General features: G+C 66.3%; 13 protein-coding genes and 3 pseudogenes. 7 read left to right on the top strand and 9 right to left on the bottom strand.

From position 1 onward, the window contains the following. Window positions 1-154: 154 nt before the first annotated feature. Together OH799_RS03235 and OH799_RS03230 are read right to left on the bottom strand one after the other, a co-directional pair. Window positions 155-640, bottom strand: coding sequence for a glutathione peroxidase (locus tag OH799_RS03235; RefSeq protein WP_406275487.1), 486 nt, complete (start codon window positions 638-640; stop codon window positions 155-157). Between the two features lie 113 nt (window positions 641-753). Continuing rightward, complete coding sequence (locus tag OH799_RS03230; RefSeq protein ID WP_406281754.1) at window positions 754-2,337, bottom strand: succinic semialdehyde dehydrogenase; 1,584 nt, start codon at window positions 2,335-2,337, stop codon at window positions 754-756. A gap of 274 nt (window positions 2,338-2,611) precedes the next feature. On the opposite strand from OH799_RS03230, the pseudogene OH799_RS03225 reads away from it, so the two are divergent. The 4 genes and pseudogenes from OH799_RS03225 to OH799_RS03210 form a co-directional block, all read left to right on the top strand. After that, a pseudogene (locus OH799_RS03225) lies at window positions 2,612-2,707 on the top strand (aldehyde dehydrogenase family protein); the annotation flags it as partial. 5 nt (window positions 2,708-2,712) lie between these two features. Then, window positions 2,713-3,108 (top strand): annotated as a pseudogene (locus tag OH799_RS03220) (FAD-binding protein); the annotation flags it as partial. A 25-nt stretch (window positions 3,109-3,133) separates the two neighbouring features. Beyond that, a pseudogene (locus tag OH799_RS03215) lies at window positions 3,134-3,280 on the top strand (TetR/AcrR family transcriptional regulator); the annotation flags it as partial. Window positions 3,281-3,399: 119 nt separating this feature from the next. Next, window positions 3,400-4,986 (top strand): GMC family oxidoreductase, encoded by a 1,587-nt coding sequence (locus OH799_RS03210; protein ID WP_406275484.1) that lies wholly within the window; start codon window positions 3,400-3,402, stop codon window positions 4,984-4,986. Window positions 4,987-4,991: 5 nt separating this feature from the next. Here OH799_RS03210 and OH799_RS03205 read toward each other — a convergent pair whose 3' ends face one another. Then, a complete protein-coding gene (locus OH799_RS03205; protein ID WP_406281751.1) occupies window positions 4,992-5,210 on the bottom strand; it encodes a DoxX family protein in 219 nt (72 codons plus the stop codon). Window positions 5,211-5,488: 278 nt separating this feature from the next. Between OH799_RS03205 and OH799_RS03200 the strand changes: the two genes are divergently transcribed. Continuing rightward, window positions 5,489-6,688, top strand: a complete 1,200-nt coding sequence (locus OH799_RS03200) for a cytochrome P450 (protein WP_406275481.1) — start codon at window positions 5,489-5,491, stop codon at window positions 6,686-6,688. Between the two features lie 48 nt (window positions 6,689-6,736). Here the strand turns inward: OH799_RS03200 and OH799_RS03195 are convergent, their stop codons facing one another. Continuing rightward, window positions 6,737-7,702, bottom strand: coding sequence for an AraC family transcriptional regulator (locus tag OH799_RS03195; RefSeq protein ID WP_406275478.1), 966 nt, complete (start codon window positions 7,700-7,702; stop codon window positions 6,737-6,739). A gap of 824 nt (window positions 7,703-8,526) precedes the next feature. Here OH799_RS03195 and OH799_RS03190 point away from each other — a divergent pair. Further along, window positions 8,527-9,279 (top strand): LGFP repeat-containing protein, encoded by a 753-nt coding sequence (locus OH799_RS03190; protein WP_406275474.1) that lies wholly within the window; start codon window positions 8,527-8,529, stop codon window positions 9,277-9,279. Window positions 9,280-9,328: 49 nt separating this feature from the next. On the opposite strand, the gene OH799_RS03185 is transcribed toward OH799_RS03190, so the two are convergent. After that, window positions 9,329-9,970 carry a TetR/AcrR family transcriptional regulator gene (locus OH799_RS03185; protein ID WP_406275471.1) on the bottom strand — a complete coding sequence of 214 codons (642 nt, stop codon included), beginning with the start codon at window positions 9,968-9,970 and terminating at the stop codon, window positions 9,329-9,331. Window positions 9,971-9,990: 20 nt separating this feature from the next. Between OH799_RS03185 and OH799_RS03180 the strand changes: the two genes are divergently transcribed. Continuing rightward, window positions 9,991-10,812: a class I SAM-dependent methyltransferase gene (locus OH799_RS03180; protein WP_406275468.1), complete on the top strand. Its 822-nt coding sequence runs from the start codon at window positions 9,991-9,993 to the stop codon at window positions 10,810-10,812. Between the two features lie 213 nt (window positions 10,813-11,025). Here OH799_RS03180 and OH799_RS03175 read toward each other — a convergent pair whose 3' ends face one another. Genes OH799_RS03175 through OH799_RS03160 form a run of 4 tightly spaced genes read right to left on the bottom strand, consistent with a single transcriptional unit; the run spans window position 11,026 to window position 14,368 of the window. Further along, the gene (locus OH799_RS03175) at window positions 11,026-11,586 is read right to left on the bottom strand and encodes a TetR family transcriptional regulator (protein WP_406275465.1); all 561 of its coding nucleotides are present in this window, start codon (window positions 11,584-11,586) and stop codon (window positions 11,026-11,028) included. A gap of 43 nt (window positions 11,587-11,629) precedes the next feature. Continuing rightward, on the bottom strand, window positions 11,630-13,096 hold the full coding sequence (locus OH799_RS03170; protein ID WP_406275463.1) for an AMP-binding protein: 1,467 nt from the start codon (window positions 13,094-13,096) through the stop codon (window positions 11,630-11,632). Then, window positions 13,089-13,691: an energy-coupling factor transporter transmembrane component T family protein gene (locus OH799_RS03165; protein WP_406275460.1), complete on the bottom strand. Its 603-nt coding sequence runs from the start codon at window positions 13,689-13,691 to the stop codon at window positions 13,089-13,091. Before OH799_RS03165 ends, OH799_RS03170 begins: the two co-directional genes overlap by 8 nt. After that, window positions 13,688-14,368 (bottom strand): energy-coupling factor ABC transporter ATP-binding protein, encoded by a 681-nt coding sequence (locus OH799_RS03160; RefSeq protein ID WP_406275457.1) that lies wholly within the window; start codon window positions 14,366-14,368, stop codon window positions 13,688-13,690. Before OH799_RS03160 ends, OH799_RS03165 begins: the two co-directional genes overlap by 4 nt. Window positions 14,369-14,382 lie beyond the last annotated feature (14 nt).

Raw genomic sequence — 14,382 nt, 5'->3', positions numbered from 1 at the left:
GGTACCAGGTCTACCGGGCCTGTTATCCCCGAACTCCAGGAGCGGGATGTCTACCGCAGCGCGTACACCAGCACCACGCTGCGGCAACATCTCGACCTACTCGAGCCCAGCACCCCGGCAGTCCTGCCGCCCCCGAGTTCTGCGTCGTCGATCTTCAGAGAACGGATTCGATCGCCGACACCAGTTCCGGCGCGTCGGGCGTGACGGTTGGACGGAAGCGGCCCGCCACCTTGCCGTCCCGGTCGATCAGGAACTTCTCGAAGTTCCACTGGATGTCACCGGCGTTACCCTCGGCGTCGGCGGTCTTCACCAAGGTCTGATACAGGCCGTGCCGGTTCTCGCCGTTGACCTCGGCCTTCTCCAGCAACGGGAAGTCGACGCCGTAGGTAGTGGCACAGAACTGCTGAATCTCCTCCGCGGTACCCGGCTCCTGGCCCATGAACTGGTTGCACGGCACGCCTACCACGCTGAACCCGCGCGACCCGTAGGCCTTCTGCAGGTCCACCAGGCCGGAATACTGCGGCGTCAGCCCACATTTCGACGCCACGTTGACAACCAGGACGGCGTGGTCACCGACCAGGTCGGACAGCGTCGTCGGCTCACCGGACAGTGTGCGCAGCGGTACGTCTCGAAGGCTCATTCGTATCGGACCTGCCAATTCTTGATTCCGTTGATCCACCCCGAGGGCCACGGTACCGGATCGAGCAGGTGCGGGCTCGGGCGCGATGCCGGACGGGCGGTGCGGAACGGTACTCAGCGCAACCTGGTTCGGCGCATGAGCCGCAGCGACATCAAGGTCATCTTCAGCTGTTTGCCGTAGGGCTGACCCGATCGCGCGGCGAGCACCTGGCGCTTGAGCACGCCGACGTTCACTGTGTCGGTATACTTGAGCAGGCCCTCGTCTCCGTGGCGAATGCCGACACCGGACTGCTTCACCCCGCCCGACGGCGTGGACTTGGCGGCATAGGTCGCGACGAACCCGTCGTTGATGTTGATGCTGCCGGCCTGGAGCTGGGCGGCGATCTGGTTGGCATGCCTCGGATTCCGGCTCCATACGCTCGCGTTCAGTCCGTAGTCGGTGGCGTTGGCGAGGCGGACCGCCTCCTGCTCGTCGTCGAACGGGTACACCGTAACGACCGGGCCGAAGGTTTCCAGCGTTGCGTGCGTCATCTCGGGGGTCACCCCGGTCAGCACGGTGGCCTCGTAGAAAGCGGGGCCGATGTCCGGGCGCGCTTTGCCGCCGACGTGGACCGTGGCACCTTTGGCACGCGCGTCCTCGACGTGGGCGGCGACCCGCTCGAGATGCTGCGGGGAGACCAGGGAACCGAACTCCGGCGCGTAGTCGTACGCACCGCCGATCTTGCCGTTCAATTCGTCTGTAGCCGCGACCAATCGGCGCACGAACTCGTCATGGATACTGCGGTGCACGTAGATCCGCTCGATGTGCATGCACGCCTGGCCCGAGTTGGCGAACGCGGCGAAGACCGCCCCGGGGATCACCTCGTTCAGATTCGCGTCCTCGAGCACGATCATCGGGTTCTTGCCGCCGAGTTCCAGACCGCAGCCGATGAGGTTACGTCCCGCCTGTTCGCCGACGACCCGCCCGGTGGCGGTGGAGCCGGTGAACATGACGAACTCGACGTTGTCGATCAGGGCGGGTCCGATATCCGGCCCCTCGCCGCACACCACCTGGACCAGTCCGCGCGGCAGCCCGGCACGGTGCAACAGTTCGACCCCATAGAGCACGCACAGGGCCGTCTTGTTGTCCGGCTTCAGCATGACTCCGTTGCCCGCCATGAGTGCCGGCATGGCATCGGACATGGCGATAGCGAAGGGGAAATTCCACGGTGCGATCACCGCGACCAGCCCCTTGGGCCGACGCTCCTCGGTCGAGGTAGTCAGCAGCGGCATGGGGCCCCCGCGCCGTTTCGGCCGCAGCACCCGGCGTGCGGTCTTCAGATAATGGCTGATCACCATGGGCACGTCACAGGATTCCTCGACGGCCATCCGGCGGGTCTTGCCGCAACCGATCTGGATGAGGTCGGCGATGGTCTCCACTTCGACCAGGATCAGCTCGTGCAGACGCTCGAACACACGCAGGCGCTGCCGCAGCGGCAGTGCGGACCATTCCCGCTGCGCTGCGCGCGCTCTCGCGCACGCCGCAGCCACGTCCTGCGGTCTCGACTGCGGCAGTTCACCGACGGGCGCGCCGGTGTAGACCTCGGTCATCGTGAACGGCGCCGCGCTGCCGTCTGCGGCGACCAACCCGGTCAGCCGGTCGATCATCTCGTGGGTGATCCTGGCGGGTACGGCGGTCTTCTCGGTATCTGTGCTCATCGGATCTTCTCCATGACGTCGGGCATCACCGCAGGTGTCGGGCGTTGCCGCACCCAAATTAGAACACGTTCCGGTTCGATTCCATACTATTCGCAGCGGAATCCGGCGCGTACCTGCCATGACCGGAGAATTTTCGCGCAGCGTCCGTGACGATCGACAGTGCCCAGGTCGGGCAGTAGCCGCGCGCTCGACGTCGGCACGCGCCTGCAAGGCCTGGACGTCGAAAATCTCGAACTCGGCGTGCTTCGGAACGTGAAATGTCTCCGGCGCCGCCACGACAGTGAAGAAGGCGTTCCTGGAGCTGGGCGGCAAGTCGGCGTTCATTGTGCTCGACGACGCCGATACCGCGGGAGCTTGCGCGGTGGCGGCATCCCGCGGCCGCCGACCTGGGCGGCGGAGAAGGTCGCCGAACTGGAGTCCGACATGGGCCTGCCCGCGCAAGCGTTGCAGGCGACCGTGGCGTGCTACAACCTGCACGCCGCGGAGGGCAAGGACCCATTGCTCGGCAAGAAGCCGCAATGGGTCCGTCCGCTCCAAGGCCCGCTGGCCGCCTTCGACCTGCGCGGCTCCACCGCGGGGTTCACCCTCGGCGGGTTGCGCACCGATCTCGATTCGCGGGTGCTGCACGTCTCGGGCGAGCCGATCCCGGGGTTGTTCGCGGCGGGCCGGTGCACGTCCGGTCTGTGCGCGGGCGACTATGTGAGCGGCGCGTCGCTGGGCGACGGCAGCTTCTACGGGCGCAAGGCCGGCGTCGCGGCGGCCGAGAACTGAACCGTCCCGGCTCACCTAGATCCGCGCCCTCGGCCCGGACCCGGACCCGGATGTCGTCGAATCGCTCGAACTGCTTTACGCGGGTGCGCTGGTGCGCGCGGGCTTGGGTTACGGGTCCTATGCCGAGCTCGCCGACCGGATCGAGCAATCCGCGCTGCTCATCCTGCGCTAGCGCCGACCACGGCCGAGCCACCTCGACTCCGATGACTTCGCCGGGTTGGCCGGAAACCGAACCCTGGGCGATCGCTTGCTCGTATCTTTGCCGTAGTCGGTACAGATCGGAGTAAAACAGTGCAACCAGATGGGCACATCGCGGATTACGTCGTCGTCGGGTCGGGATCCGCGGGTGCGGTCGTGGCCAATCGGCTCAGCGCCGATCCCGGAACGACCGTGGTGCTGCTCGAAGCAGGCCCACCGGACAAGAACAAGTTCATTCATATCCCCGCCGCGTTTGCGAAACTCTTTCGCTCCGAGGTGGATTGGGACTATCTCACACAGCCGCAGCCGGAACTGGCGAACCGCGAGATCTACTGGCCGCGCGGCAAGATGTTCGGCGGCTCGTCCTCGATGAACGCCATGATGTGGGTACGTGGATTCCGTGCCGACTACGACGAGTGGGCGCTGCTGGCGGGTGCGGAGTGGAGCTTCGCCGCGGCCGTCGAACAGTTCCGTCGGATCGAACTGGTCGAGAACGCTCAGTATCCCGACGAGGGGACCGACGGACCGCTGCACATCTCCCGCCAACGCAGCCCGCGCGACCTCACCGCCGCGTATCTGGCCGCGGTCGAGGAGGCGGGCTACGACGTCGAGCCGCCGAACCGGCCGCAGCCGGAGGGGTTCAGCGAGACCATGGTGACTCAGCGCGGCGGGCGCCGCTGGAGCACCGCCGATGCGTACTTGCGGCCCGCCCTGCGTCGCCCGAACCTCACGGTGCGCACCGAGGCGCTGGCCACGAAAGTGCTCTTCGACGGCACGCGCGCTGTCGGCGTGGAATACCGCAGGGGCGGCGGCACGCACACGGTGACCGCGCGGCGCGAGGTCGTGCTGTGCGGCGGTGCGATCAACAGCCCTCAGCTGCTGATGCTTTCGGGCATCGGCGACCGCGACGAGCTGACCCGCCAGGGCATCGAGGTCCGCCGGCACGCGCCGGACGTGGGGGCGAACCTGCAAGACCATCTGGTCGCGGCTGTCGGCTACAGCGTAGCGTCCGATTCACTGTTCGCCGCCTTGAAACCGCGCCAGCTGCTGGACTACCTGCTCCGGCACCGCGGCATGCTCACCTCGAACGTGGGCGAGGCGTACGGGTTCGTGCGCAGCAGGCCGGAGTTGGAGGTGCCCGACCTGGAGCTGGTTTTCGCACCCGCCCCGTTCTTCCACGAGGGACTGGTCGACCCTACCGAGCACGGCGTGGTCCTCGCGAGTGTGCTGCTGCGCCCGCACAGTCGCGGGCGGATCACGCTGTCCTCGGCCGATCCGTCCGCCAAGCCGCTGATCGATCCGCGTTATCTGTCCGACAGCGCGGGCGCGGACCGTGCGGCCATGATGGCCGGGTTGCGCATCTGCGCCGACATCGCGGCCGAGCCGTCGATGAAAGCGGTGCTCGGCCCGCTGATCTACCCGCCGCAGGCGCCCACCGAACGGGAAGCCGTCCTCGAACTGACGCTCAACGCCTACTCGCACACCCTCTACCACCCGGTCGGCACGTGCCGGATGGGCACCGACACCAGTAGTGTCGTCACGCCGCGGTTGGAAGTCCGTGGTGTGCAAGGACTACGGGTCGCCGACGCCTCGGTGATGCCGCTGATCATCCGCGGCCACACGCACGCGCCCGCAGTATTCATCGGCGAGCAAGCGGCCAAGTTCATCCTCGCTGGGTAGTGGGCTCATGACGCCACGAAAAGCCCCAGCGAGGCGGCCGCCAGCGCGAGATACGGCAGCGGGTACCCGATGTGCGAGTACCACCGCGCCCGCACCACGGTGAGCCCGGCGCCGACGAAGTAGGCGACCAAGCCGACGGCGGCGGCAGCGCCGATCGGTGGAACCGCGCGACCGGCCAGCAACCCGGCCCCGCCGACGGCCTTGACGAGGGCAAGTGGGAACAGCGACGACTCCGGAACCCGTACGCGCGCATGTTCCCACGCACCCAGTCGGCACGAACGACGTCGATGGTTGCGGCGCGGCGGAAATCTCTCGTCGGCTGCGTCACGATGCCGATTCCGCCGCTATGACTTGCTATGGGCCGCTGCGTCGCTCGGCAGCCGTCCCTTACGTTTTGGTGTCTACCGGTTCCGTTCTGAGGCAGGTAACGCGCGTACCACGCACTCCGCACGTGCCGAAGACCGAGAATTTCGGTATCAGCCCGAACCGGTTGGGAGACAGCATGTCCGAGCAAGCGATCCAGCTGCCCACCGCTGGAGAGTCCACCTTCGAAACCTTTGACCGAATTCGTAAGCGAGGCGAGGTCGTTCCTATCGAATTGCCAGGCGGTGTGCCCGCCTGGATGGCGACCAGCTACCGGGCCGTCAGTGAAGTCCTCGATGACAAGCTGTTCAGCAAGAGTGCGACGCGATGTCCCGCCTTGCAGGACGGCACCATTCCGGCCGATTGGCCCTTACGCTCGCTGACCGATATCGACCACATGCTCAACAAGGACGGTCTCGACCACCGGCGGCTGCGCAAGACCATCAGCCAGGCGTTCACGCCGGCCAGGGTCGCCGCGCTCGAACCACGCATCGAAAAGATCGCCGCGAACCTGATCGCGAACTTTCCCAGCGGCGACCGAATCGATCTGGTCTCGGCCTTCACCACGCCGTTCCCGGTCCGTGTGATCTGTGCACTGTTCGGCGTACCGATGGCGGCACAGCCGCGGCTCAAGGACTGGACCGCGACGATGGTGTCGCACACCAGTACGGCTGAACAGGCGCAGAACGCGATGGCAGGCATGATGGGCTACTTCACCGAGCTGCTGGAGTGCAAACGGCGGGAGCCGGGCGATGACCTCACCACCGCCCTGCTCCACGCCGACATGGAGAACGAGCTGACGATCGATGAGCTGTGCAACATGCTCTGGATAGTGATCGTGGCCGGACACGAGACCACCGTGCACCTGTTGGGCAATGCCGTCGTAACGCTGTGCACCCATCCTGAACAACGCGCCAAAGCGCTCGCCGAGGACCGATGGGCCGATGTCGTGGAGGAAATGCTGCGGTACAAGTCGTCTGTCGTCGGCGCCCTCATGCGATACGCACGCCACGATGTGACCGTGGCGGGGGTCGATATTCCCGCGGGCAGCATGATGATGTGGTATGGCGGAGTAGGCAGGGACGCGCGGCACTATCCGGACGCCGATACGTTCGATATCGACCACGACCATCGGGACCAGTTGGCGTTCGGTCGCGGCCCGCATTTCTGCCTCGGTGCGCCACTCGCCCGACTCGAGAGCCGCATAGCACTCTCCATGCTGTTCAATCGCTTTCCGCGGTTGAGCCTCGCGTGCGATCCGACGGATATCGAGTACGCCCCGCAAATCAGCACCAACGGCCCCCTCGAGCTTCCGGTGCGACTCGATTCCACCACCTGACGACGTGGGCCGGATGCGGCTCCCCGCGTCCGGCCCCCTCGGCTGCGGTCAGTGCGTCGCCACCGACTCCCGAGCACCGCCGCGCTCGGTGAGTTCCGCCAACCTGCGGCGCCGGAAATCCCGTGGCGTCTCACCGAAACGCGCCTTGAATGCCGCGGAGAACCAGGCGGGGGTGAAACCACTGCGGATGGCCAGGTCGCGGATGGGCACTGCCTCCCGTGCCGGGTCCTCGAGCAGGTCCCGGGCGGCGCGCAGCGCCTCGTCCCGACGCACATCACGGAACGTGGTACCCGACTGCTGCAGGACCGTTCGCAGCTGCCGGGGAGACCAGCCCAACGCGTGTGCCACCGCGGGCAATCGCACGTCACCATGACCTACGTTCGCCCGCACATATCGCCGAATCTGCTCGGCGATATGTGCGTGATGAGCCCGCTGCGGTTGGGTGTCTCCGAGCGATATCAAGGACAGCAGCTCGGCGAGCCGATCGCAGACCGCGTTGAACTCACGGTCGGAGAGATTCGACTGCTCGGCGTGGGTGCTGCGGATCAGGGCCTGAGTGATCCGGCCGAGGCCGGAGCCCAGGTCGAGCACCCTGCCCCCCGAGCCGGAAGACCCCGTGCGATGGTCGATCTCGGTGCGTGGCACCTGGAACGCGTACGCCGATAATTCCGGGATGTATTGCTGGCACACGTCATCGAGGGCGGTCAGCGCCGCGTGGCCGGGATGCGTCCAGGTCACCTCATCCCGATAACGGACCGAATATAAGCCCTGTTCGGGGAGGACGACCCAGTAGAAGTCGTCGCAGGGGCCGTGACGGATGTTGGTCCGCGTTCGGGAGGACGTGCAGGTTCCGCGCTGCTCCCAGCGCAGCAACCGATATACCGTCGACTCCTGAACCGTCAGCCCCGAATGCCACCGATCGGGATCGACGTACTCATAGTCCATCGGAACGAAGCTGTTGGCGACCATGGTCCACGACTTCGAATCACTCGCGGTCACCTCGTAGCATTTCATGGTGACAATCCCAACCTATCGCCGTCGAGCCACCGATACCGTATTGTGCACCAACACAATACGGTTGCACCATAGACAACGCCCAGTTCGATCTCGGCATCCGTCCACATATAGACGCCAGTCGTAGTACCAGGCACCGGATGCCACGGTCTGAGGCAGTGTTGCCAGATCATTTCCGTATCGAGACGAGTGCGGCGAAAGTGGAGCGTGCCAAGGGTATTGACAGCGTCCTGACCTTGTCGCTGTCTGTCTGATCCCGCCAGCCGGGCAAGAAGAAGGCCTTCCCAGCGCCAGACCGGGAATATCTCGGCTCGCTGCTCGACCCGGCGGACGAGCACCCCGAGCTGCTCGAGCCGTTGCGGCGGCACATCGCCGACAACCTCAACCAGCAGGGCACCGCGCCTGCTGCCCGTGCACACCGATACGGTGGACTACCGGCTCGAGTGGATCGGGCAGCTGACCGGGATTCGATCCGTCGCAGCCGTCAAGCTGCGGTATCTGCGCTTAGCGCTGGTGGCCCGGACGTCCCGGGCGAACTGATCACCAGACGACAGGCCCAGCAGGCGAACCCGGTGCGGTCTTGTCCTCGCTCACAGGCTCGAACACACCGACAAACTCAGCGAGACACTGTTCACCCACACCGTCACGGGCTAGATTTGCCACAACCGGATCGAACGCGCGCCACTTTGTCGTCAGCGTGTCAAAACGGCCGACTTCGTCACCAAAGAATGATGCCGCCCTAACGATCAGCAGCACGCACCGACTCAGGAGATGTCGTGTGTCTGACCACTCGTAACCAGCCAACATCTGTTCAGGGAGATCCCTTGGAACCGCTGATCCGCAACCGACCAGGCACACGCAATGCAGTCGCTACCACCCTCGTCACCGCGGCCCTGCTCGCCGCTCCCCTCGGCTCGACCGACGCCACCGCGCGTCCCATCGGCCCCTTCGACGTCGGCGGAGCTATCGAAGTCGAATACGACCAAGCAGGCGGCCCCGCCTTATTCGGCGACGCCACCAGCCCCGAAGCCGACGCCGCCCGCGGCGGCCGCTATCAAACCTTTCAGCGCGACGCCTCGATTTACTGGCACCCCGGCACCGGGGCCAACCAAATCGGCGGCGCCATCCGCGGCAAATGGGGCAACCTCGGCTTCGAGAACGGATTCCTCGGCTACCCCGTCACCCGGGAAGCCGCCACTCCCACCAAACCCGGCGCCTACAACCACTTCCAAGGCGGCTCCATCTACTGGTCTCTCGGCACCGACGCCCACCAAATCGGCGGCGCGATCCGGGACAAATGGGGCAGCTACGGCTGGGAAGCCAGCCCCCTCGGCTTCCCCATCACCGACGAAACCGCTGCCCGCAAAGACAACGGCCGCTACAACCTCTTCGGCGGCGGCGCCATCTACTACTCCCCACGCACAGGAGCCCACGTCGTCTGGGGCGCCCTACGCGATACCTGGGAAGCCGCAGGTTCCGAAGCCGGCCGCTACGGCTACCCCACCAGCGACGAATACGACTTCGAAAACGGCAAAGCCCAAGACTTCCAAGGCGGCCGCATCACTTGGACTCCCTGAAACGAAATGAACCGGCCCGGCGAACTCGCTGCACCACCGAAGATTCGAATCAGCGGGGCAGCGCCCCGGCGATAACCGCGGTTACCATCTTGCGGACTGCTCCGGCCTCGGGCGGTGCGCCTTTCCGGTCGGCGAACAGCAGGTGCCCGGCCCCGATCAGCGTGGGAGCGAGTGTGTCGACGTCGGCATCGGCGGCGATGCGACCCAGTTCACGCTCCGCGGCGAGGTAGGAGGCGATCATGTTCGCAGCTTCCGTGAGGATCGGGATACCGGCAGGCCAAGTCTGGCGCAATCGTCCGCGCAGCTCGTCCCGGAAAACGAGGAGGGCGACGATTGCCACAGCGACCGACCCGAACAGCGCCGTCAGCGCGTCAGCGAGGTTGTCGGCGATCGTGCCGGTCCCGGCGGAGTCACGCAGGGCGGCGGCCTGAGAATCCATCCGATGGATGCGATCGAGCACGAATTCGGCGAGAAAGACGTCGAAGTCATCGAAGTGCCGGTGTAGAACACCCTTGGCACAGCCTGCCTCCGCCGTGACCGCCCGGCTGGTCAGCGCGCTCGGCCCGTCCCGGAGCAAGACCCGCTCGGCAGCGGCGAACAGCTGCTCCCGTACGTCACGGATAGCCAACCCGGTCGGCACCGCGCACCCCTCCTTGCCTCGCTCGGTACCACTCGATTGACGAGTGGGCACACGCCCACTATGGTGGGCGCATGCCCACTCTACCGCCGGAGCGAGCGCGTCTGTCCGAGAATCAGCCACACCGACATCGACAGGTAGCAGAGTCGTTCGGCTCGGACCCAGAGCGCTACGACCGGACCCGGCCCCGCTATCCCGACGCCATGGTGGCTCGCATCGTGGCCGCCAGTCCCGGCCCCGACGTCCTCGACGTCGGCTGCGGCACCGGGATCGTGGCCCAGCAGTTCCAAGCGGTCGGCTGCAAGACACTCGGCGTCGAACCCGACGCGCGGATGGCCGACTTCGCGCGCCGCAGCGGAGTCGAGGTCGAGGTGGCCACGTTCGAAGCCTGGGATCACGCCGGGCGGGAATTCGACGCGGTCGTCGCCGGACAGGCCTGGCACTGGGTCGACCCGGTCGCCGGCGCTGCCAAGGCTGCGCAGGTGCTGCGCCCCGGTGGACGGCTGGCGCTCTTCTGGAACGCGTTCCAGCCCCCACCTGATGTGAGTGAAGCCTTCGCGGCGGTCTACCGTCGGGTCATGCCCGACTCGCCGATCTATCAGCGCGGGATGCCCAGCCCGGACGGGTACTCGGCGCTCTGCGCCAACGCCGCCGACGGCATCCGGCAGGTCGGCGGGTTCTGCGCCCCTGAGCAGTGGCAACTCGAATGGGACCGGCCCTACACCCGGGACGAGTGGCTGGACCAGCTACCTACCCATGGCTTCCACACTCAACTCCCACCGGCCGAGCCGCGGGAAATACTCGCGGGGATCGGCGCCGCCATCGACGCAGTGGGAGGCACCTTCACGATGCGTTACACCGCTGTGGTGGTCACTGCGGTACGAACCGCCACCTGAGCCGCGGGTGCCGCCTGCCCCGGTAAGGATGGCGCCTGCCGCCTTCGACCATCCGGGATCGCAAGTTTTCGAGTCTCCTGGCTCGCCTGGGCGATTCATCGGCCGCAAGTCGAATATTGCCAGCCGGGCGCAGCACTGCCCGCGAAAGGCGACGGCGCAGCAGAATGCCAACGTGGGATCTGACGAAAGTTCGATCGCCGCGCCCGGGCCGGGTCAACCGTGCAGCCCGCGTTCGAGCAGCGACCACGCACGTATGGCTGTCTCCTCCCGGGAAGGCGGCGCCGTCTTCGCGAGCATCGCGGCGAGCATCGCGATCGCCATGATGACGTCCGAGGCCGTCACGTCCGCGCGCAGCGCGCCACGCCTGTCCGGGTCGTCGAGCTTGCGGTTTATCAGGTTGATCAGGCGCCACGCGACCTGGAAGAGGCGAGGGTCGTCCGTGCCGGCGGGATCGAGCATCGCGATGAACGCCGCCGAAGAGGCGAGCTGTGCCACGATCACGGCGAGAACGTGGTCGACGGTCGCGTCCGGATCCGCCGCGATTGTCTCGACCTCACTGATGTTCTCCTCGAACACGGCCAGCGCAATGCTTTCGCGATTCGGGAAGTGGCGATACAGCACGCCCTGCCCTACCCCGGCGGTGCGCGCGATCGAGCTGAGCGGCGCGTCGAAGCCGTTCTCCGCGAAGACCAGCCGTGCAGCCCGAATCAGTGCGGCTCGGTTTCCCGGTGCCGCCCTCGGCCCGCGGTTCGCCCGGCGTGGTGCTATTGCCATTCCTGAAACATTAATGCACCGAATCCGGTGGCTCGGCCCGCTGTCAGGTGCACCGACGGACCACCGCATGCGACCCGGATTCGGTGGTCTGATCCTTCGACCCGTCCCCGATGTCGATGGGTCGCCCGGCGCTGCGGTGGGTGGCGAGAGTAAGGGACAGAGCCCGCCGATCGAGCTTTCCACGCGGTGTGCGCGGCAGGCTGTCGACCGCCAGGACTTGGACCGGCATACTCGGACTCGGCAGGGTCGCGCGCAGGTGCCGCCACATTTCATCGGAGCTCGGAGCATTGTCGTCCACCACGATCGCAGCCGCAGGCACCTCGCCCATTCGCACGTCGGGCACTCCGACGCAGGCGGCCTCCGCGATACCCGGTATCGCGATGAGCGCCGCTTCGACGGCCGCAGGTTCCACGTTGAGTCCCGCCCGGATGAGCATGTCGCTGTCACGGCCGAACAACTGCAGGCGGTCGCCGACCACTCGGCCCCGGTCGCCCACCGACATCCACCCCTCGACGGGACCGTCCACCACACCTTCCTCCGTCAGATAGCCGTCGAACAACATGTCGCTGCGCACGAACACCCGGCCGTCTCGGATCTCGACCTCGACGCCGTCGAACAGTTCACCCGCCGAATCCCCGTCGGCTGTCCCGAGCCCCCGAGAGAACGACACGAAACTCAATTCGGAGGCGCCGTAGAAGTGCACGAGAGACGCGTTCGGCACGATCTCCTGCAGCGCTCGGCGTCCCGGGTACGGCCATCGGGCCGCCGAGGACAGCACCCCGCGGACGCGCTCGACCGGAGCCATTCCCGACCGCACCACGTCCCAGGCGATCGTCGGCACCGAATACAGGTGTGTGGGCCCGTCGCGCAGAGCCTGTACGACTGGTCGCAGGTCCACCGACGCACCTCGGGTGAGGGCATGCAAGGCGCCGTACAGGAAATGTGTGTGATCGAGGACGCCGGGCACCGAGACCCGACTATGGCTCGCGATGTCGAACGTGCCGTCCGAACGATCGAGAGTCGTGGCCCACGATCGTTGATTGCGTACGAACAACTTCGGTTCACCGGTAGTTCCCGAGGTGATGCCGACCAGCAGTTCGGTGTCGGGATGAGCTCGGCCGACCGGACTGTCGGATTCCAGCGCGACAGCCGTATGGACGATCCCGCAATATCCCAGCCTGCGCAACCGGCGGTGTTGTTGCGACGCAGCCACGACGGCACCGGGTTTCGCGAGCTCGAGCACCCGGGCCAGCTGACTCGGCAGCAAGTGCCGGTGCAGCAGCACGACGCTGACACCGGCGTGCATCGCCGCCGTCACGACGACAAGCGATCCGACATCCGACGTGGGTAGCACGGCAACCCGGTTCATGCCGCAGAGCCCTGCGGCAGTGCGAGTGACCCTCGACCAGAACTCGCGATAGTCGACGCTCTCACGTCTGGAAACGATGGCTGTCGACTCCGGATGGTCGGCGGCTTGTCGGGCGATACGCTCGGCCGGCAACTCAATCATCGCCCACTCCCCTCGCGGCAAGGGCGTCGCCCATCGCATCCGCGGTGCGAAGCGCCCGGACCAGCACGGGCGTGGCCAGTGCCGTCATCGACCATTGCAGCCCGCGAGCGCGCCGTGCCTGAGCGACGTCGTGAACGATCCCGGTCAGCAACGGAACACACCGGATAGCCAGAGCCAGCACGAGCCCCACCCGATCGGGATCGACGCCGACCTTCCGTAGCGGTCCGAGTGCACGCGTCACGGTGTCGAGCATGTCCGTCACGCGAGTGGTGAGCGTGACCAGCGCCGCGAGCGCCACCGAGATCAGCAGGACGCCGCTCACCACAACAGCCCGTGCCGGCGAGGTGATCAAAACTTGGAACACTGCGATGATCAGCACCACCCACACCACCGGACGCAATTGCGCCAGAACGACTTTCACCGGAATACCAGCCGCCGCGAGGAATCCCGCCACCACCATGCCGGCAAGACCGACCTGCGGCGGGGTGCGCACGAACACCGTCACCGTCACGATCGATGCGATCAACAGCACCAGTTTCAGCCCGGCGGGCATCCGGTGCAGCAGCGAGTCACCCGGGAGGTACACGCCGATCATTCGACCAATTCCCGGTAGGCGGGAACGGCGTCGTCCGGGGTTCCATCGAACACCACGCCACCGTCGTCGATGACGATGACCCGCTCGAAACTGTCCAACAGCGACAGCTGATGCGTCACTACGATCACCTGCTGGTCCATGGAATCCAGTGCCTCGGCGACCACACGGGCGTTCCGTAGGTCCAACAGGGTGGTCGGCTCGTCGGCGACGATCACCTCAGGCCTGCGGATGAGGACGGCGCCGATGGCGAGCAACTGCTTCTGCCCGCCGGACAACAGGTGGGCGGGATGGTCGGCGTGCTCGTCGAGCCGGAACCGAACCAGCATCTCCTCGACGCGCGCCGCAACCTCCTGCTTGCTCAGTCCCGTTCGCCGCAACGAGAAGGCGAGATCCTCCGAGACCGTGGGCATGACGATCTGGGTATCGGGATCGGTGAACACAAACCCGACCTTGCGCCGCACCTGCGCGCCCTTCCTGGCTGCGTCGACTCCGTCGACCGTGACGGTGCCGGAGGTCGGCGTCAGCAGTCCGTTGATCATGCGCGCCAAGGTCGATTTGCCGGAACCGTTCGACCCTATGATGCCGACACGGCGCTCGCGGATGCGTAAATCTACGTCGCGCAGGACTTTTCGATTCCCGAAGGCATGGCTCACCGAGTGGAAAATGATCTCGCTCACGACTGCGCCCTGTG

The organism is Nocardia sp. NBC_00881, from assembly GCF_045207455.1.
Lineage (GTDB): Bacteria > Actinomycetota > Actinomycetes > Mycobacteriales > Mycobacteriaceae > Nocardia.
The sequence above is the reverse complement of the archived record's forward strand: the minus strand, read 5'-3'. Positions and strand labels throughout refer to the sequence as shown.

Coding starts and splice junctions, on each gene's coding strand:
- OH799_RS03235 (WP_406275487.1), bottom strand. CDS start 640: ATGAGCCTTCGAGACGTACCGCTGCGCACACTGTCCGGTGAGCCGACG.
- OH799_RS03230 (WP_406281754.1), bottom strand. CDS start 2,337: ATGAGCACAGATACCGAGAAGACCGCCGTACCCGCCAGGATCACCCAC.
- OH799_RS03200 (WP_406275481.1), top strand. CDS start 5,489: ATGTCCGAGCAAGCGATCCAGCTGCCCACCGCTGGAGAGTCCACCTTC.
- OH799_RS03195 (WP_406275478.1), bottom strand. CDS start 7,702: ATGAAATGCTACGAGGTGACCGCGAGTGATTCGAAGTCGTGGACCATG.
- OH799_RS03180 (WP_406275468.1), top strand. CDS start 9,991: ATGCCCACTCTACCGCCGGAGCGAGCGCGTCTGTCCGAGAATCAGCCA.
- OH799_RS03175 (WP_406275465.1), bottom strand. CDS start 11,586: ATGGCAATAGCACCACGCCGGGCGAACCGCGGGCCGAGGGCGGCACCG.
- OH799_RS03170 (WP_406275463.1), bottom strand. CDS start 13,096: ATGATTGAGTTGCCGGCCGAGCGTATCGCCCGACAAGCCGCCGACCAT.
- OH799_RS03165 (WP_406275460.1), bottom strand. CDS start 13,691: ATGATCGGCGTGTACCTCCCGGGTGACTCGCTGCTGCACCGGATGCCC.